This window comes from Falsochrobactrum ovis, from assembly GCF_003259955.1.
Lineage (GTDB): Bacteria > Pseudomonadota > Alphaproteobacteria > Rhizobiales > Rhizobiaceae > Brucella > Brucella ovis_A.
In genome coordinates, this window is sequence record NZ_QLMK01000001.1 from 559,411 (window position 1) to 575,542 (window position 16,132).

The following is a 16,132-nucleotide window of genomic DNA, read 5'->3' on the forward strand; positions in this document are numbered from 1 at the left end:
CGGATAAATGGCGGCCAATTGAATAGGCGCTGGCGGGGTGCTTTCGAGGATTGGAACCAGCCTGCCTTCGCGCATATATTCCTTCACTTCGAAAACTGGCTTATTGATAATGCCGCGCCCCGCAAGCGCCCATTGTGTCAGCACATCGCCATCATCTGAATCATATGGACCTCTCACTTCAAACTTACGCAGCCCTGTAGGCGTTTGAAGGGTCCAATAATATTCCTTGGACCCCGGAAAGCGCAGCAAAAGGCAATGATGTTTCTCGCCCACCAGCTCTTCAGGCGATTGCGGCAAACCATGCTTTTGCAAATATTCGGGCGTTGCACAAATCACCCGCTCGCAATCCATAATGCCCCGCATGCGCAGATTTGAATTTTCCAGCACGCCGAGCTTGAACGCAACGTCGACGCCCTCGCTCATAATATCGATATCATGATCTGACAGCCGCAAGCGAACTTCAATATCTGGATATTTATCATGAAATTCGGGAATACCTGACGCAATCAGCCTTCGTCCAATACCAAGCGGTGCAGTGATGCGCAGCGAACCTTTGGGATTTTTCGAAAGTTCTCCTATGGCTGATTCCGCTTCCTCGACAGCTTCGAGTATTTTCAGCGCACCATCATAAAACAGCCGCCCATGTTCTGTCGGGGTGAGTTTACGCGTCGTGCGGTTAAATAGGCGCGCGCCCAGGTGTTTTTCCAGTTCTTTGATGCGATTGCTGGCAACCGCCGGAGAGACCCGCTGGTCACGCCCTGCCGCTGAAAGATTGCCCAATTCAACGACGCGCACAAAGACGCGCAAATTATCCAGATATGACATAGGCTACTGCACCATTGTCTAGATTTTTTTGAAAGTGATCGGTGTGATCAAACATTCCCCGTAATCGATTCCTTTGGCACATTAGTGCATTCCCGCCAAAAGTGGGAACCGGTTTTAAGTCGATAAGCCTGATCTCAAAAAACTTGCTCATTGGCATAAGAGGTTTGAACAGGCATCTTAGTATAGGTTGCATTGGGAGCTTTGGGGAATAATGGGAGGGATGCATGTATGATCTTGCCGTGGCCTGGGATTGGCTAGGCTTCGCAGCACGATGGTTGCATGTGATAACCGCTATCGCGTGGATCGGATCATCCTTCTATTTCATGGCGCTTGATCTTGGCCTGCGCCAGCGCCCCGGTCTGCCAGAAGGTGCCTTTGGCGAAGAATGGCAGGTCCATGGCGGTGGTTTCTATCACATCCAGAAATATCTGGTCGCACCGGCTCAGATGCCAGAACATCTGATTTGGTTTAAATGGGAATCCTACGCCACTTGGCTTTCCGGCTTCGCTCTGCTCTGCATCGTCTATTATGCGGGCGCTGATCTTTATCTAATAGATCCAAACGTTCTGGATGTCTCCGCCCCGGTTGCGATTGGCATTTCACTTGCATCCCTCGCTTTTGGCTGGCTCGCTTATGATATGATCTGCAAGATGGCGCTTGGAAAAAGCGACACTTTGTTGATGATATTGCTCTATTTCGTGCTGGTTTTGGTCGCATGGGGCTATACACATCTTTTCACAGGCCGGGCGGCCTTTCTGCATCTGGGCGCATTCACCGCGACCATCATGTCAGCCAATGTGTTTATGATCATCATCCCCAATCAGAAAATTGTGGTCGCTGATCTGATTGCCGGGCGCAAACCTGATCCCAAATACGGAAAAATCGCCAAACAGCGCTCGACACATAATAATTATCTGACACTGCCTGTCCTGTTCTTGATGCTCTCAAACCATTATCCGCTGGCCTTTGCCACCGAATATAATTGGGTGATTGCCTCGCTGGTCTTTCTGATGGGGGTTACCATCCGCCATTGGTTCAACACCCGCCATGCGGGCAAAGGCAATCCAACCTGGACTTGGTTGGTCACTGTCTTGCTGTTTATTGCTATCATGTGGCTTTCCACAGTTCCCAAAATTCTCACCGGTGAGCGCGAAGACACTAAAATCTCTAGCTTGCAACAGAGCTTTATCGCGGATCCACATTTTGACACTGTGCGCGATACGGTTCTGGGCCGATGTGCCATGTGTCATGCCCAAGAGCCAAGCTGGGAAGGCATGATTACTGCACCCAAAGGGGTAATACTTGAAACCGATCGTGATATCGCGGCCCATGCGCGTGATATCTATTTGCAGGCTGGGCGCTCACATGCCATGCCACCTGCCAACATAACCGGCGTAACTGAACAAGAGCGACAGCTTCTTACCTCATGGTATGATTCCGCCGTCGCTGGAGCAAAAGAATAATGCATAAATTACTCATCCGAGGCCGCGTACTAACCTTCCGTGACGAACCACAGAGCCTAGATGACGAAAATTCCTACAGCTATATTGAAGATGGAGCAGTGTTGGTCGAAAATGGCCACATTGTCCGCACGGGTGACTTTAAAAGCGTGAGCGCGCAGGCGGGCACCGATATTAAAATCGCTGATCATCGTCCTCATCTGATCTTGCCCGGCTTCATTGATACCCATATCCATTTTCCACAGACGCAAGTCGTGGCTTCCTATGCGGCTAATCTGCTTGAATGGCTCAATACCTATACATTTGTTGCAGAGCAGAAATTTGCCGATGAGCAACATGCGGAATTTATCGCTGAGCGTTTTCTGGATGAGCTGATCCGCCAGGGCACCACCACCGCAGTCGCTTATTGTTCGGTGCATCCGCAAAGTGCTGATGCCTATTTCCGCGCGGCTGAACAACGCAATATGCGTATGCTTGGCGGCAAGGTCATGATGGATCGCAATGCGCCGCCAGCTCTCTGCGATACGGCACAGACAGGATATGACGACACCAAAGCGCTGATTAAACGCTGGCATGGCAAAAGCCGGCTTGATTATGTGATTTCACCGCGTTTTGCGATCACTTCAACGCCAGAACAGCTCGAAGCAAGCGGAGCTTTGGCGCGTGAGCATCCTGAATGTTTTATCCAGACACATTTGTCGGAAAATTTGGATGAAATCGCCTTCACCAAATCGCTTTATCCAGATGCGCCGGACTATCTTGGCATTTATGAACATTACGGCCTTTTGGGAAATAAGACGCTGCTTGGCCACTCTATCCATCTGGAAGAGCGAGAAGTGCAACTCATGGCGGAAACCGGGTCGATTGCGGTTTTCTGCCCAACATCAAATCTGTTCTTGGGATCTGGCCTTTTTGACCGGGACCGGCTCAAACAGGCTGGCGTTCGCATCTCGGTTGCCACCGATATTGGCGGCGGCACCAGCTTTTCCATGCTGCGCACCATGGATGAAGGCTACAAGGTTTTGCAACTTCGTGAGCAGCGGCTCAACCCATTGCAATCTTTTTATATGATGACTTTGGGTAATGCTCGGGCGCTGGCAATGGAAGATAAGATCGGCACGCTTGATGCAGGCACAGAAGCAGATATTGTAGTGCTTGATTCACAAGCCACTTCGGTGATGCGGCTGCGCATGGCGGCGGGCGCATCGCTAGAGCAGGAGCTTTTCTTATTGCAGACCTTAGGCGATGACCGTGCGATAGCGGAAACTTATATTGCCGGAAAACCGCTCAAGTCTCAACTTTCTTCAATGCAGGACATATGACCAGAATTGCTGATCCGAGAAAATTTCTCACCAGTCTTTTTGACGCTGCGGTAAAAGCCGCAGATCCGGAATTGGTCATTCGTGAGAATTTGCCACAAAAACCCAAAGGCCGCACGATAGTGATCGGGGCGGGCAAGGGATCTGCGCAAATGGCGGCAGCCTTCGAAAAAGCCTGGGCTGAAAAACATCCAGATTCAACCCTCAAAGGCCTGGTTGTAACGCGCTATGGCTATGCCACGCCCTGCAATCATATTGAGATCATCGAAGCAGCCCATCCAGTCCCCGATCAAGCGGGTCTGGACGCCGCAAAACGTTTGTTTGAGCTGATCTCCGGCCTTAGCAAAGATGATTTGGTGGTGGCGCTTATTTCGGGCGGCGGCTCAGCATTATTGCCGTCCCCGCCCGATGGCATGACGCTGGCAGACGAAATTGCTGTCAATCAAGCTTTGCTGGCTTCTGGCGCGCCGATTTCAGCCATGAATACGATCAGAAAGCACCTTTCATTGATAAAAGGCGGAAGGCTCGCTGCCGCCGCCCATCCGGCAAAAGTGTTTTCACTGATTGTGTCTGACATTCCCGGTGATAATCCGGCCTTTGTGGCGTCTGGCCCGACGGTCCCCGATGATACAAATCGCGACCACGCATTGAAAATCCTCGAACGCTATAGTCTTGACCTTCCCGCTGCTGCCATGGCGCATATTCGAAGCGAAAACTGCCATGCGCCAAAGCCTGACGACGCAATTTTTGCCAATAATGAAGTGCGCGTGATCGCTTCTGCCGCTGCATCGCTGGAGGCTGCGGCGCGTGAGGCAGAAAAGCAGGGATTATCAGCAATCATACTTTCTGACTCGATAGAAGGTGAAGCGCGCGAAGTTGCCCATGTCCATGCCGCCATTGCGCGTGAGATAGCAACTCGCAACCGCCCGTTTAAAAAACCAGTGGTGCTTTTATCGGGCGGCGAAACCACCGTCACCATTCGTGCCAAAGGCGGTAAGGGTGGCCGCAACAGCGAATTTTTGCTGTCATTTGCGCTTGGTATCGACGGCTATTCCAATATTCACGCGTTGGCCGCCGACACAGATGGCATTGACGGCTCTGAAGATAATGCCGGTGCATTTGCTGATGGCACAAGCATTAGCCGTTTGCTGGAAGCGGGCGAGGATGCATCAGCTCGGCTTAATGCGAATGATGCCTGGACTGCATTTCACGCAATTGGTGATCTATTTGTGCCGGGACCGACCGGCACAAATGTCAACGATCTTCGGGCGATTCTGATTGAGGATTAATATCCTCGTCATCATCGAGTAAAATGCGGTTGGCGGCTCCATCCAGATCGTCATACTGCCCGTCTTTCAACGCCCAAAGGAAGGCAGCCAGCCCCAATCCGCCCAAAATAAGCGCAAGCGGTATTAGAAATAACAGCCCGCTCATTCAGCAGCCTCTTGCAGCGAAGAAACAGGCGCTGTCTTGGCCTGTTTCTTTGCAGTCTCTTTGCCAGCCTTAAGCCGCATCGCATTGCTGATAACAACAATCGACGAGAATGACATGGAAAGCGCAGCCACAAGCGGCGTCACATAGCCGAATATCGCGATGGGCACAGCGATCATATTATACCCGATAGAGAGCGCAAAATTCTGCCTGATCAGCTTGCCCGCTTCTTTGGATATTGCGCGGGCAAGCGGAACTGCCGCCAAGCTCTCACGCAAGAAAACAAAGTCTGCGGCATTGCGACCAATATCAGCGGCCGTTGCAGGAGCCATGGAGACATAGGCCGAAACCAGCGCTGGCGCGTCATTCAGCCCGTCGCCAACCATCAGCACTTTTTTACCCTCGGCAGAAAGTTCCTGCACAATTTCTGATTTTTCAGCAGGCAATATTTCAGCGCGATAATTATCAACGCCAAGATAGCCTGCGAGCTTTTTCACCGCGGGCAGCTTGTCGCCCGACATAATGCCAAGCTTAATGCCCGCTTGACGCAATTCGCCAAGCGCCAGAGCCGCATCTTCACGTGGACGGTCTTCAAAGTGGAATGTCTCCACTATTTTTCCATCAATCGAAAGACAGGTTTGTGGGCCCGAGCTTTGCGCTTCAACCGCCTCATTGCCGCCAGCCCAGTCTCGCCTGCCAAGCCGATAAACTTTGCCATCCAGCTCAGCTTCAATGCCCGATCCCGGCACTTCCTCTATGCGAGTGAACGCAGTCATCGGCTTGGAACCGGAGAAAGCGGCCAATGCCCGCGAGAGCGGATGCCTTGAATAAAGCGAAAGCTCGGATGCAATTTCCAGATTAGCCGGATCGATTTTCTGCTGATCAATCAGCTGTGGCTGACCTAGCGTTAATGTGCCGGTTTTATCAAAAAGCGCCGTATCAATCTCTGCCATTCGCTCCATGGCAGACCCGTCTTTGATCATAATTCCGTTTTCAAACAAACGACGAGCCGCAACCACCTGAACGATTGGAACCGCAAGCGCCAGCGCACACGGGCAGGTAATGATAAGCGTCGAAATGGCAATATAGATCGAGCGATACCAATCGCCGCCCGTGTAAACCATCCAGCCTAGAAAAGCCATGAATGCGATGGAATGGACGAGGGGAACATAAAGTTCAGACGCTCGGTCTGCCAATCGGCGATAACGTGCGCGACCATCTCCGGCCACATCCATGAGCCGCACCATTTCGGCCAGAAATGAATCCTTGGCTTCAGCCGTTGCTCGGATGATCAGTGGGGCGGAAAGATTAAGCGTGCCCGCCCGGATATCAGATCCAGGCCCCACAGGAACCGCATCGCTTTCCCCTGATGCAATCGAACAATCAAGTTCTGAACGCCCTTCTTCAACGCGCGCATCGACCGGCACACGTTCTCCTGTCGTAAGAATAATGCGCATATCTGGCTTGATGTCATTGACGGGCAGATAATTATGCTCGCCATTTTCACCAATCACCACAGCGCCGCGAGAGCCGAGCTGCGCTAGCCCGCGCACCGCAGAGCGTGCCCGTTCGCGCATTGTGTAATCAAGCGTACGCCCGATCAATAGGAAGAAAAGCAGAGAGACTGACGCATCAAAATATGCATGTTCACCATGATGAATGGTCTCATAAATGCTCATTATAAAGGCGAGCGAAATCGCAAGCGCAATCGGAACATCCATATTGACGCGGCGAGCTCTCAGTGCGGTCCATGCGGAAGTATAAAAAATACGGCCCGAATAGATCAGTGTCGGAAGCGCAATCAGCGCAGAAATCCAGTGAAACAGATCGCGGGTGGCGGCATCAGCGCCTGACCATACGGCCACTGAAAGCAACATGACATTGCTCGATGCAAAGGCCGCAACACCCAGCGCAATCAATAGTCGCGTAAATGTCGGATCTTTTTCACGCACCATATCGAAAATATGCGCCTGATAACCCAGCTTATTGAGTTCATCGATAATATTCGGAGGTGTGGTTCCGTCTTTCCAGCGCACAGAGACCCGCTTGGCGGTGAGATTGACGCGTGCATATTCGACACCCGGCAATGCTCCCAACCCATTTTCGATACTCTTGATACACATGCCGCAATGCACATCGGGAACGGAAAGCTCAATCTGGCGCAATCCGTTGCCCAAGGCGCGGCTTGAGAGCGTCAATTCTTCCGGCGAAATGACCTTCGATATGGTTGCAATCTGAGCGGATTCTACACAACAACTCATAGCAATTTACCATTACGGACATGAATCCGTTTTACATCGCGATAAGGATATTCCAGCCCCGCATTGGTGTTGACTTCCATAATCCACGCGCCGTCATCAAGCTGCACCGGTGCGCTCATCGTGCCAGGACCTGTCACTTCCAGATTAATCAAAGTGTCCTGCGCATCGCCCACAGGGCGTTTGAACAAGGCAGACGCGCCCATCACATCAACGGCTTCTCCGTTTTTGTCCTTTATCTGATAAGAAAAGGTGCCATCCGAATAGTTTTCTTCAACCTGCCATTCGAGCGCCGCTTGCTGTTTTCCGATCTCGGATTTCTCGTTAAATTCCTGCCCTGCGACATAGGAATTCTGAACGACCAATCCACTCCAGCTATGATGCGCATTATAGGCCATGATCAGATTGACCACGATGATCACGCCGAAGAATGCCAGCATGATCGCCAGCATATGCCAGCCGGTGAAAGAGCCAGGAGTTTTTCTTTTTCCAGACATTATCTATTCTCCGGAGCTATGAAGATTGCCTTGTATCGGGCACTTTCCGATCCATCCACGTCTTGGATTTCGATTTCAAAATCCGTGCGATCAGTGCCGATGGAGGCGGGCGGCATCGTGATGAACATCCGCAGCGTCTTCAAACGATCCGGATCCACTGGCACCTCATAAGTATTTTCCGAAACCGAGTTTTCATCTTGCACTGTCAATGTGGCCCCCGGAAGGCCGTCAATTGCCAGTCGGAACACGCGAGGTGTCGGGACCATATTAAGAAGCTTAACCGTATATCCGTTACGGATTGAGCCGTCCGAAAGTAACACATATTGAGGATTGCGATCATGCAGCACATTAATGCCGATGCGCTGACGCATATTGAGCGAAAACAGCAGTGTCAGCCCTACGAGCAGCCAGATCGCCAAATAAATCAGCGTGCGGGGACGCAGCATCTTTTTCCACGATAGCCGCTGCACTGAATCGGAAAGCTTATTGGGTGCCTCATATACGCGCTTAGGATCAATTGGCGATGCACCATTATTGGTAGCCAGATTCATATTGGCATTATAATCAGCCAGCGTCGCATAGGAGATCAGCCCACGCGGCTTACCGAGCTTATCCATCACCGAATTACAAGCATCAATGCACAACGCACAGGTGATGCATTCAAGCTGCTGGCCATCACGAATATCAATACCCATCGGGCAGGCGGCGACACAGGCATTACAATCGACGCAATCACCAACCGTTTCCCCAGCAGCGATCGCTTTTTTGGAATGGCGTGAACGCGGCTCCCCGCGCCAGTCATTATAAGTGACGGTCAGCGCATTTTCGTCCATCATCGCGGCTTGGATGCGTGGCCATGGGCACATATAGGTGCATACTTGCTCGCGCATCAGACCGCCAAACACGTAAGTCGTGAAAGTGAGGATCGCGACCGTGAAATAAGCAACCGGTGCAGCTTTGCCGGTAACAAAATCAACCGCCAAGGTCGGCGCATCGGCAAAGTAGAATATCCAAGCGCCCCCGGTCAGAATGCCAATCAGCAGCCAGATGCTGTGTTTGGTAACTCGTTTCCAGACTTTGTCGAAGGTCCACGGCGCTTTGTCCAGCTTTATGCGCGCGTTGCGATCCCCTTCAATGGCGCGTTCCACCACCAAAAAGAGATCAACCCAGACGGTTTGCGGGCATGTATATCCGCACCACGCTCGTCCAACCGCGGAGGTCGCAAGAAATAGTCCCAAGCCCGCCATGATTAGCAGACCTGCGACATAATAAAATTCCTGCGGCCAAATTTCGATAAAGAAGAAATAGAAGCGGCGATTTGCCAGATCGATCAAGACTGCCTGATCAGGAGCATAAGGGCCACGATCCCAGCGCAAAAACGGTGTGAGATAATAAATACCCAGCGTGACGAACATGACGATCCACTTGAAACGCCGGAATTCGCCTTTCACCCGTCTTGGGAAAATTTTGACCCGTGCCGCATAAAGCGATTTGCGGGTCTGGGGGGAGTTGACCGCCTGAACGTCAATCCGCTCGACATCGTCTGACATATGCCCTGCTCCTGCTGCATCGGCTCCTAGACGCATCGTTGTTGCCGTTCACAGACGATGCGTCTGTTATCGTGTCTACTGAAAAATCTGAAACTTCTGGACGCAAATCCAAGTTCAGCAGACGTTGGAATGGAGAAATCGGACTGCCTTCGCAAAAGCGAAATGAGGTCCGGTGCGGGTTTCACCACTGCAATTGGAGCAAATTGACTATGTCCCAATCACCTTCGATAATCTTAGCCTTTGACATTTCAATGTGAGCAAAAGGCTCTCATATGCGACCCGCTTCATCTCCTATAGTTACGTTTTAACCCGCTCCGCTGTTAAGCGGAGCGGGTGTTGATTATTCACCGCCACCCAGTGAGTGAACGAATATTGCGAGTTGTTTGACCGTTGCGTCACCCAGTCGCTCTTCCCAAGCAGGCATTACACCATGTTTAGGCCGCGTAACCTGACGGGCAATGGCATCTTCACCCGAACCGTAAAACCAGATTGCGTCGGTCAAGTTGGGCGCACCGAACTCGCGATTGCCTTTAGCATCATCGCCGTGACAGACCGCACAGTTTTCTGCGAAAATCTTTTCGCCTTCCGGTATACGGGCCGGATTGTGCGGCGTACCTGAGAGGCTTACCACATAAGCCGCTACATCGCGAATTTGCTGCGGTTCAAGCACATCTGCATAGGCGGGCATTTCCGATACACGCGTATTTTCATCATCGGGCGAACGAACCCCATGACGGATCGTCAGCAAAATATCGTCAATCGAACCGCCCCACAGCCAATCATCATCATTGAGATTGGGATAGCCGGGCGCGCCTTGTGCGCCTGAACCATGGCACTGTACGCAATTGACACGAAACGCGGCCGCTCCACCTGCAATTGCATATTGCCGCAGCGTGTCATCTGCCATGATCTCATGAATATCCATGGCATTGATCTGGTCGATAATGCCCTGACGCTCACTGGCAATTTCGGATTGCTCCTGCCAGAAGGCGCCTCGGCTCGACCAACCCATTAAGCCCGCGGTTGAGCTGCTGATCAACGGCCAAGCAGGGTAGGCGATTACATAAAGTAGCGACCAGAAAATAGTTGCATACCAGGTCCAGAGCCACCAACGCGGCATGGGATTATCGAGTTCTTTAATTCCATCCCATTCGTGGCCGGTCGTCGAGACGCCGGTGACTTCGTCAATCTGTTTTTCACTCATCTTTATCGTCCTTGAACGGAATGTTCTTTGCGTCGTCGGCTTTCTTTTTGCTTCCCGGGCGGAAAGCAAAAAGCACAACGAAGACAAAGAAGATCGCCATGCCAAGGAGGCCCCAGCTATCGGCGAATGTGCGCATGGTGTCGTAATCCATTGCCTTGTTCCGTCTATCTGGCTTGAGGAGATTGATCGTAGGTCGAGAAATCAACCAATGTGCCGAGCATCTGCAGATAGGCTATCAGCGCGTCCATTTCGGAGATCATGTCCGGATTGCCGTCAAAGTCACCGACTCTGGCCTTTGGATAGCGCGCCTCCAACTCCGATGTATCCGCATCTGGTGTTGCCTGCGCTTTGAGATCCTCTACTGCATTCTCGATCATTTCAGGGGTGTAAGGCACCCCAACTTTCACATTGGCCTCAAGATTGGCTGCAATATTTGTGATATTCAGCGGCCTGTTCAACAGGAAGCCATAGCTGGGCATGATCGATTCAGGCACAACATCTCGTGGACTGATCAGATGCTGCACGTGCCATTCGTTGGAATAGCGGCCGCCAACGCGCGCCAGGTCAGGACCTGTGCGCTTGGAGCCCCACTGGAATGAATGGTCATACATGGATTCAGCCGCAAGGCTGTAATGCCCATAACGTTCCACTTCATCCCGGAAAGGACGGATCATCTGGCTATGGCAAACATAGCATCCCTCACGGATATAGATGTCGCGTCCTGCCAGTTCGAGCGGCGAATAAGGGCGCATGCCTTCCACTTTCTCGATGGTGTTTTCGAGATAGAAAAGCGGGGCGATCTCCACAATACCGCCAATCGTGACAACCGCGAGCGAAGCGATCAGCAACAGCGTTGCGTTCTTCTCCAGCTTGGAGTGTTTGTTTAGTATCGACATAAATCACACGCTCCTTATTGGGCCGGCTGTACTTTGGCAACGGGAATGGCCTGTACGCCACCCATCGGGGCCTCGTTACGCAAGTCGCCCCGAATGGTCTTGTAAACATTCCAAGCCATCAGGAAGCCACCAGCGAGGTAAAGCACACCACCCAGGGTACGGATGACATAGTAGGGGAACATGGCCACGACGGTTTCCGCGAAGGAATAGACGAGGAAGCCCTGCGCATCATATTCGCGCCACATCAGACCCTGCTGAATACCGGCAACCCACATAGACGCTGCATAAAGAACGATGCCCAGCGTTGCCAACCAGAAGTGCCAGTTCACCATGCGGATCGAATAGAGGCGTTCGCGGTGCCATAGTTTCGGAACCAGGAAATAAACCGCCGCAAAGCTGATCATACCGTTCCAGCCCAATGCACCAGCATGAACGTGACCAATGGTCCAGTCCGTATAGTGCGAAAGCGAGTTTACGGTTTTGATCGACATCAGCGGACCTTCAAAAGTCGCCATGCCGTAGAAGGCGATAGCCGCCACCATCAAGCGAATGATCGGATCAGTACGGATTTTATCCCATGCACCTGAAAGCGTCATAAGACCATTGATCATCCCACCCCATGAAGGCATCCACAGCATGATTGAGAACACCATGCCGAGCGTCTGCGCCCAGTCAGGGATCGCAGTGAAATGAAGATGGTGAGGACCAGCCCAGATGTAGAGGAAAATGATCGACCAGAAGTGAACGATCGACAAACGGTAGGAATATACCGGACGATCAGCCTGTTTTGGCACGAAATAATACATCATTGCCAGGAATGGCACGGTAAGGAAGAACGCAACTGCGTTATGTCCATACCACCACTGAGTGACTGCATCCTGTACGCCCGCAAAAGCCGAATAGCTTTTAACGCCGAGGAAAGAGACCGGTACCGCCAGATTGTTGACGATATGCAGCATTGCCACGGTGATGATGAACGAGAGATAAAACCAGTTCGCCACATAAATATGTGGTTCTTTACGCCGAAGAATGGTCCCTAAGAACACCACCAGATAGGCGACCCAGACGATCGTCAGCCAAATATCGACATACCATTCTGGCTCTGCATATTCGCGCGACTGCGTGATGCCAAGCAGATAGCCGGAAGCCGCCATAACCAGGAACAGGTTATAACCCCAAAACACAAACCAGCCCAGATCACCGCCAAAAAGACGGGCGCGGCAGGTGCGCTGAACCACATAGAATGAGGTTGCAATCAGAACGTTACCACCAAAAGCAAAAACCACCGCTGAGGTGTGCAGGGGGCGTACGCGTCCGAAATTAAAGTAAGGCTCAAAGTTCAGATCGGGGAATGCAAGCTGCGCTGCGATGAAAACCCCCGCAAAAAAGCCCACAACGGCCCAGAACACCGTTGCGATGACCCCGTAGCGGATCGGCCCATCCAGATAGGTAGATTGGTCCACTTTCTTGGGCGCCAAACCGTAATTAGCGTTCCGCATCAACAAAATGGTAAAAATTGCAAGCGTAGCAAACAGAATCCACATGTGAATTCTGAACAGCTCGTCAGAAGAAAAGCCGGCCAGCAGCACAGCAAAAAGTGCTCCCAGACCGGATAGGACTGTTCCAGCGGCGTAGTTCATCAAATACCCTCGCAGCGCATAACAAAAACTGCCCCCTAAGGGACAGTCACAACGATAGATTTTATCCGCTATGGGTCGGATAATTGTCATTGATCTAAATCAAACGACATTGAAACGGGATGCGACCAAATGGATAGGCATGTGGATACTAGGTTAACTTATTGATATTAAATAACAATATTCCCATCAATGGACATTTAGCCGCAATTTGACTGGCCGTAATCCGAGCAAAGACTGATTCTTTGGTAGCGAAAATGCAATTATGTCGCTCGCTGCGCTGTGCCGACGCGTTGCAATCAATAGCGGCATTGGTTAACCGGAGCTGCAATCAATGAGGGCGCGTCGATTCGCGTCCCAAACCATGGGATCAGTGATGCATATTAGCGGCAAGATAAGACAAGTTCCGGCAACCATTTCACGGCTGGCATTGTTGCTCATTTTACCGTTTTCAACCGCCGCGTGCAGCACGTTTGCGCCCAATGTTCCCGTGGTGAATTCACCTCAAATTCAGCCCAACCCCGCTCCGGCCTATACACCTCCGCCCAAGCCCGAGCCTGAACCCACCGCGCCGACAAGTAAAAGCCAGTATGAGCTGATGTATGGCGCGGTAAAAGATGCAGGCTGGTCCATCCCGGCGCTTGATGTAAGCAAGATTGATGAGCGTAACTTCCGTCGGCAGGTCGATTATGAGACCCATTATCCGGTTGGCACCATCATTGTGGACCCCTATAAGCGCTATCTTTATCTTGTAGAGCCCAACAATAAGGCGATGCGCTATTCTGTCGGCGTTGGCCGGGCCGGTTTGCAATTTAGCGGTGAAGCAGAAGTTGCTTATAAAGCCCGTTGGCCGCGTTGGACGCCGACACAAAATATGATCAAACGCAATCCAGAGCATTATGCAAAATATGCCAATGGGCTCGAAGGCGGCATCAACAATCCTCTGGGTGCGCGTGCTCTTTATCTTTATCGCGATGGCAAGGATACGTTATATCGTATCCACGGCACCAATGAACCTTGGTCGGTGGGCAAAGCTGCATCTTCCGGTTGTATCCGACTGTTTAATCAGGATATTCTTGATCTGCATCAACGTGTTCGTAATGGAAGTCGCGTGGTTGTTTTGAGCAAAGAACAATCCGATAGGACAAAGTCATAATGTTCAATCGTCGGCAATTTCTTGTGGGAAGTGGCGCGGCGTGGGCATCATTGGCTCTGCTCGGAAATCAGGCTTTTGCGCAGCGTCTGCCCAGCATCACAGAAGTGCAATATGACCCTGATATTCCGGTGCTTGGCAATCCTCTGGGCGATGTCACCATCGTTGAATATTTCGATTATCAATGTACCTATTGTCGAACTGGGCACGCGGATTTAATGCGCGTCGTCAAAGACGATGGCAATATCCGCTTGATTCTCAAAGACTGGATCATTTTCGGTGAGACATCCGCCTATGCTTCCAGATTGGTTCTGGCGACTGAAAATCTAGGCGATTACGAAAAAGCAGTCGAAGCTCTTATGAAGGCAACTGGCCAGCTCAACCGCGACCGGGTTAAGGAATTATTGGCTCAAGCTGGTCTTGATCCAGAGAAGCTTGAAACGCGTTTTCGCGACAATGCAACCCATATTAACAATATCCTCAGCCGCAATATGGATCAGGCCGAGGCGTTTAATTTTGTCGGAACGCCTGCTTTCATTGTTGGCACAAAGGTCTATGGCGGTGTGATGCGCCATACCGATCTTGTCCAAGCAGTCCGGGAAGCGCGCAAGGCGTAAGAATATTCAAGTTTAAAAGCAAGGAGCGGAGTTTTCGCTCTATTGCTTTGGGATAGGGTTTCTTCATAATCTTATGTGGAAACGGATGGTCCCGATGAGAATGCTTTCGCAAAATATCGACGAAATCCGCTGGCAGAAAGTGTTGGCGTATGACAAAGCCGCCGATGGCACTTTTGTTTATGCGGTGCGCACAACCGGTATTTACTGTCGCCCATCTTGCCCGTCACGCCGCGCCAAGCGGGAAAATGTGATATTTTACCAAAAGAGTGAAGATGCCGAACAAGCGGGTTTTAGACCCTGTCGGCGCTGTATGCCCGAACTTGGTGCAAAACTTGTTGAACTCAATCGCCAACGTCATAGCGATCTCGTAATTCACGCCTGCCGCCTGATCGACATGGCTGAAGAAACGCCTTCCATTGAGGAAATTGCTAAAAACCTTAAAACCGGCGCGGCCCATCTTCACCGGATTTTTAAGGAGATAACCGGTCTCACGCCAAAAGAATATACCGATGCGAAACGGTCGGAAAAATTGCGAGCAGCGCTGGCGGAAGGTTCAACTTCGATCACCCAGGCAATCTATGATTCGGGCTTTGGCTCCAGCAGTCGCTTTTATGAAGCATCAGACGAAATTTTGGGCATGAAGCCAAAAAATTACCGTTCGGGGGGCATGAGCGAAACGATTCGTTTTGCCATAGGCGAAACCTCTCTCGGAACCGTATTGGTCGCACAAAGCGATAAAGGCATTTGTGCCATTCTGATGGGAGATGATCCTGAGCTTTTGATTCAGGATCTGGAGTTTCGCTTTCCTAAAGCCGAGCTAGTTGGGGCGGATCGTGAATTTGAAAATCATGTTGCTAAAGTCATCGGACTTATCGAGAATCCGCAATCAAAATTTGATCTGCCGCTAGATTTGCGGGGAACAGTTTTTCAGGCGCGTGTCTGGCGGGCTTTGCGCGAAATTCCGTTCGGCGAAACCATCACATATAGCGAGCTTGCAAAAAGGATCGGATCGCCAAAATCCGTGCGCGCTGTCGCAAGCGCTTGCGGCGCAAATAAGCTGGCAGTCGCTATTCCTTGTCATCGTGTCGTGCGCAGTGATGGCAGCCTATCGGGCTATCGCTGGGGTGTGGAACGAAAGAAAAATCTGCTCGAAAAAGAGAAAAAAGCTGAAATTTCGCCCCGAAAATGAAAAAACCGCTTCTGAAATGCACGATTTTTGAGAAATAACCGCCGTTTTTTTAGATTTAGACGCCAATTTTTGCAAATTTTGTGGCCCGGAAGGATT

The 16,132-nt window shown here is 51.3% G+C and carries 15 protein-coding genes; 6 read left to right on the forward strand and 9 right to left on the reverse strand.

The genetic code is table 11. From position 1 onward, the window contains the following. Positions 1 to 825: LysR family transcriptional regulator (locus C7374_RS02595; protein ID WP_111574029.1), on the reverse strand; the 825-nt coding region annotated here is incomplete at its 3' end. Between the two features lie 224 nt (positions 826 to 1,049). Between C7374_RS02595 and C7374_RS02605 the strand changes: the two genes are divergently transcribed. From C7374_RS02605 to C7374_RS02615, 3 genes are read left to right on the forward strand one after another with little or no spacing between them, the layout of a single operon-like run. Then, positions 1,050 to 2,288, forward strand: coding sequence for a urate hydroxylase PuuD (locus tag C7374_RS02605; protein WP_111574031.1), 1,239 nt, complete (start codon positions 1,050 to 1,052; stop codon positions 2,286 to 2,288). Further along, positions 2,288 to 3,607, forward strand: a complete 1,320-nt coding sequence (guaD, locus tag C7374_RS02610) for a guanine deaminase (protein WP_111574032.1) — start codon at positions 2,288 to 2,290, stop codon at positions 3,605 to 3,607. The genes C7374_RS02605 and guaD overlap by 1 nt, the downstream gene beginning before the upstream one ends. Beyond that, positions 3,604 to 4,893 carry a glycerate kinase type-2 family protein gene (locus C7374_RS02615; protein WP_111574033.1) on the forward strand — a complete coding sequence of 430 codons (1,290 nt, stop codon included), beginning with the start codon at positions 3,604 to 3,606 and terminating at the stop codon, positions 4,891 to 4,893. Before guaD ends, C7374_RS02615 begins: the two co-directional genes overlap by 4 nt. Here the strand turns inward: C7374_RS02615 and ccoS are convergent. From ccoS to ccoN, 8 genes are all read right to left on the reverse strand, one after another. Next, complete coding sequence (gene ccoS / locus C7374_RS02620; RefSeq protein WP_111574034.1) at positions 4,859 to 5,038, reverse strand: cbb3-type cytochrome oxidase assembly protein CcoS; 180 nt, start codon at positions 5,036 to 5,038, stop codon at positions 4,859 to 4,861. The two genes, C7374_RS02615 and ccoS, sit on opposite strands and share 35 nt — an antisense overlap. Further along, the gene (locus tag C7374_RS02625; protein ID WP_111574035.1) at positions 5,035 to 7,296 is read right to left on the reverse strand and encodes a cation-translocating P-type ATPase; all 2,262 of its coding nucleotides are present in this window, start codon (positions 7,294 to 7,296) and stop codon (positions 5,035 to 5,037) included. The genes ccoS and C7374_RS02625 overlap by 4 nt, the downstream gene beginning before the upstream one ends. Continuing rightward, complete coding sequence (locus C7374_RS02630) at positions 7,293 to 7,790, reverse strand: FixH family protein (RefSeq protein WP_111574036.1); 498 nt, start codon at positions 7,788 to 7,790, stop codon at positions 7,293 to 7,295. Before C7374_RS02630 ends, C7374_RS02625 begins: the two co-directional genes overlap by 4 nt. Further along, positions 7,790 to 9,340 (reverse strand): cytochrome c oxidase accessory protein CcoG, encoded by a 1,551-nt coding sequence (ccoG, locus tag C7374_RS02635; protein ID WP_111574037.1) that lies wholly within the window; start codon positions 9,338 to 9,340, stop codon positions 7,790 to 7,792. The genes C7374_RS02630 and ccoG overlap by 1 nt, the downstream gene beginning before the upstream one ends. Before the next feature lie 340 nt (positions 9,341 to 9,680). Continuing rightward, a complete protein-coding gene (gene ccoP, locus C7374_RS02640) occupies positions 9,681 to 10,544 on the reverse strand; it encodes a cytochrome-c oxidase, cbb3-type subunit III (RefSeq protein WP_111574038.1) in 864 nt (287 codons plus the stop codon). Then, on the reverse strand, positions 10,537 to 10,695 hold the full coding sequence (locus C7374_RS02645; RefSeq protein WP_111574039.1) for a cbb3-type cytochrome c oxidase subunit 3: 159 nt from the start codon (positions 10,693 to 10,695) through the stop codon (positions 10,537 to 10,539). The genes ccoP and C7374_RS02645 overlap by 8 nt, the downstream gene beginning before the upstream one ends. Before the next feature lie 13 nt (positions 10,696 to 10,708). After that, the gene (ccoO, locus tag C7374_RS02650) at positions 10,709 to 11,440 is read right to left on the reverse strand and encodes a cytochrome-c oxidase, cbb3-type subunit II (protein ID WP_111574040.1); all 732 of its coding nucleotides are present in this window, start codon (positions 11,438 to 11,440) and stop codon (positions 10,709 to 10,711) included. A 14-nt stretch (positions 11,441 to 11,454) separates the two neighbouring features. After that, a complete protein-coding gene (gene ccoN, locus C7374_RS02655) occupies positions 11,455 to 13,080 on the reverse strand; it encodes a cytochrome-c oxidase, cbb3-type subunit I (protein ID WP_111574041.1) in 1,626 nt (541 codons plus the stop codon). Positions 13,081 to 13,411: 331 nt separating this feature from the next. On the opposite strand from ccoN, the gene C7374_RS02660 reads away from it, so the two are divergent. The 3 genes from C7374_RS02660 (at position 13,412) to ada (ending at position 16,036) form a co-directional block, all read left to right on the forward strand. Beyond that, positions 13,412 to 14,233: a L,D-transpeptidase gene (locus tag C7374_RS02660; protein WP_374849820.1), complete on the forward strand. Its 822-nt coding sequence runs from the start codon at positions 13,412 to 13,414 to the stop codon at positions 14,231 to 14,233. Continuing rightward, positions 14,233 to 14,847 (forward strand): DsbA family protein, encoded by a 615-nt coding sequence (locus C7374_RS02665; protein ID WP_111574043.1) that lies wholly within the window; start codon positions 14,233 to 14,235, stop codon positions 14,845 to 14,847. The genes C7374_RS02660 and C7374_RS02665 overlap by 1 nt, the downstream gene beginning before the upstream one ends. A gap of 94 nt (positions 14,848 to 14,941) precedes the next feature. Beyond that, a complete protein-coding gene (gene ada / locus C7374_RS02670) occupies positions 14,942 to 16,036 on the forward strand; it encodes a bifunctional DNA-binding transcriptional regulator/O6-methylguanine-DNA methyltransferase Ada (RefSeq protein WP_374849818.1) in 1,095 nt (364 codons plus the stop codon). Positions 16,037 to 16,132: the final 96 nt, after the last annotated feature.

What these genes read in the sequence shown, in the direction of transcription:
- C7374_RS02615 (WP_111574033.1), top strand. Translation starts at nt 3,604, where the DNA reads ATGACCAGAATTGCTGATCCGAGAAAATTTCTCACCAGTCTTTTTGAC.
- C7374_RS02630 (WP_111574036.1), bottom strand. Translation starts at nt 7,790, where the DNA reads ATGTCTGGAAAAAGAAAAACTCCTGGCTCTTTCACCGGCTGGCATATG.
- ccoO (WP_111574040.1), bottom strand. Translation starts at nt 11,440, where the DNA reads ATGTCGATACTAAACAAACACTCCAAGCTGGAGAAGAACGCAACGCTG.
- C7374_RS02625 (WP_111574035.1), bottom strand. Translation starts at nt 7,296, where the DNA reads ATGAGTTGTTGTGTAGAATCCGCTCAGATTGCAACCATATCGAAGGTC.
- C7374_RS02605 (WP_111574031.1), top strand. Translation starts at nt 1,050, where the DNA reads ATGTATGATCTTGCCGTGGCCTGGGATTGGCTAGGCTTCGCAGCACGA.
- ccoP (WP_111574038.1), bottom strand. Translation starts at nt 10,544, where the DNA reads ATGAGTGAAAAACAGATTGACGAAGTCACCGGCGTCTCGACGACCGGC.
- C7374_RS02665 (WP_111574043.1), top strand. Translation starts at nt 14,233, where the DNA reads ATGTTCAATCGTCGGCAATTTCTTGTGGGAAGTGGCGCGGCGTGGGCA.
- guaD (WP_111574032.1), top strand. Translation starts at nt 2,288, where the DNA reads ATGCATAAATTACTCATCCGAGGCCGCGTACTAACCTTCCGTGACGAA.
- ccoG (WP_111574037.1), bottom strand. Translation starts at nt 9,340, where the DNA reads ATGTCAGACGATGTCGAGCGGATTGACGTTCAGGCGGTCAACTCCCCC.
- ccoS (WP_111574034.1), bottom strand. Translation starts at nt 5,038, where the DNA reads ATGAGCGGGCTGTTATTTCTAATACCGCTTGCGCTTATTTTGGGCGGA.
- ccoN (WP_111574041.1), bottom strand. Translation starts at nt 13,080, where the DNA reads ATGAACTACGCCGCTGGAACAGTCCTATCCGGTCTGGGAGCACTTTTT.
- C7374_RS02645 (WP_111574039.1), bottom strand. Translation starts at nt 10,695, where the DNA reads ATGGATTACGACACCATGCGCACATTCGCCGATAGCTGGGGCCTCCTT.
- ada (WP_374849818.1), top strand. Translation starts at nt 14,942, where the DNA reads ATGAGAATGCTTTCGCAAAATATCGACGAAATCCGCTGGCAGAAAGTG.
- C7374_RS02660 (WP_374849820.1), top strand. Translation starts at nt 13,412, where the DNA reads ATGAGGGCGCGTCGATTCGCGTCCCAAACCATGGGATCAGTGATGCAT.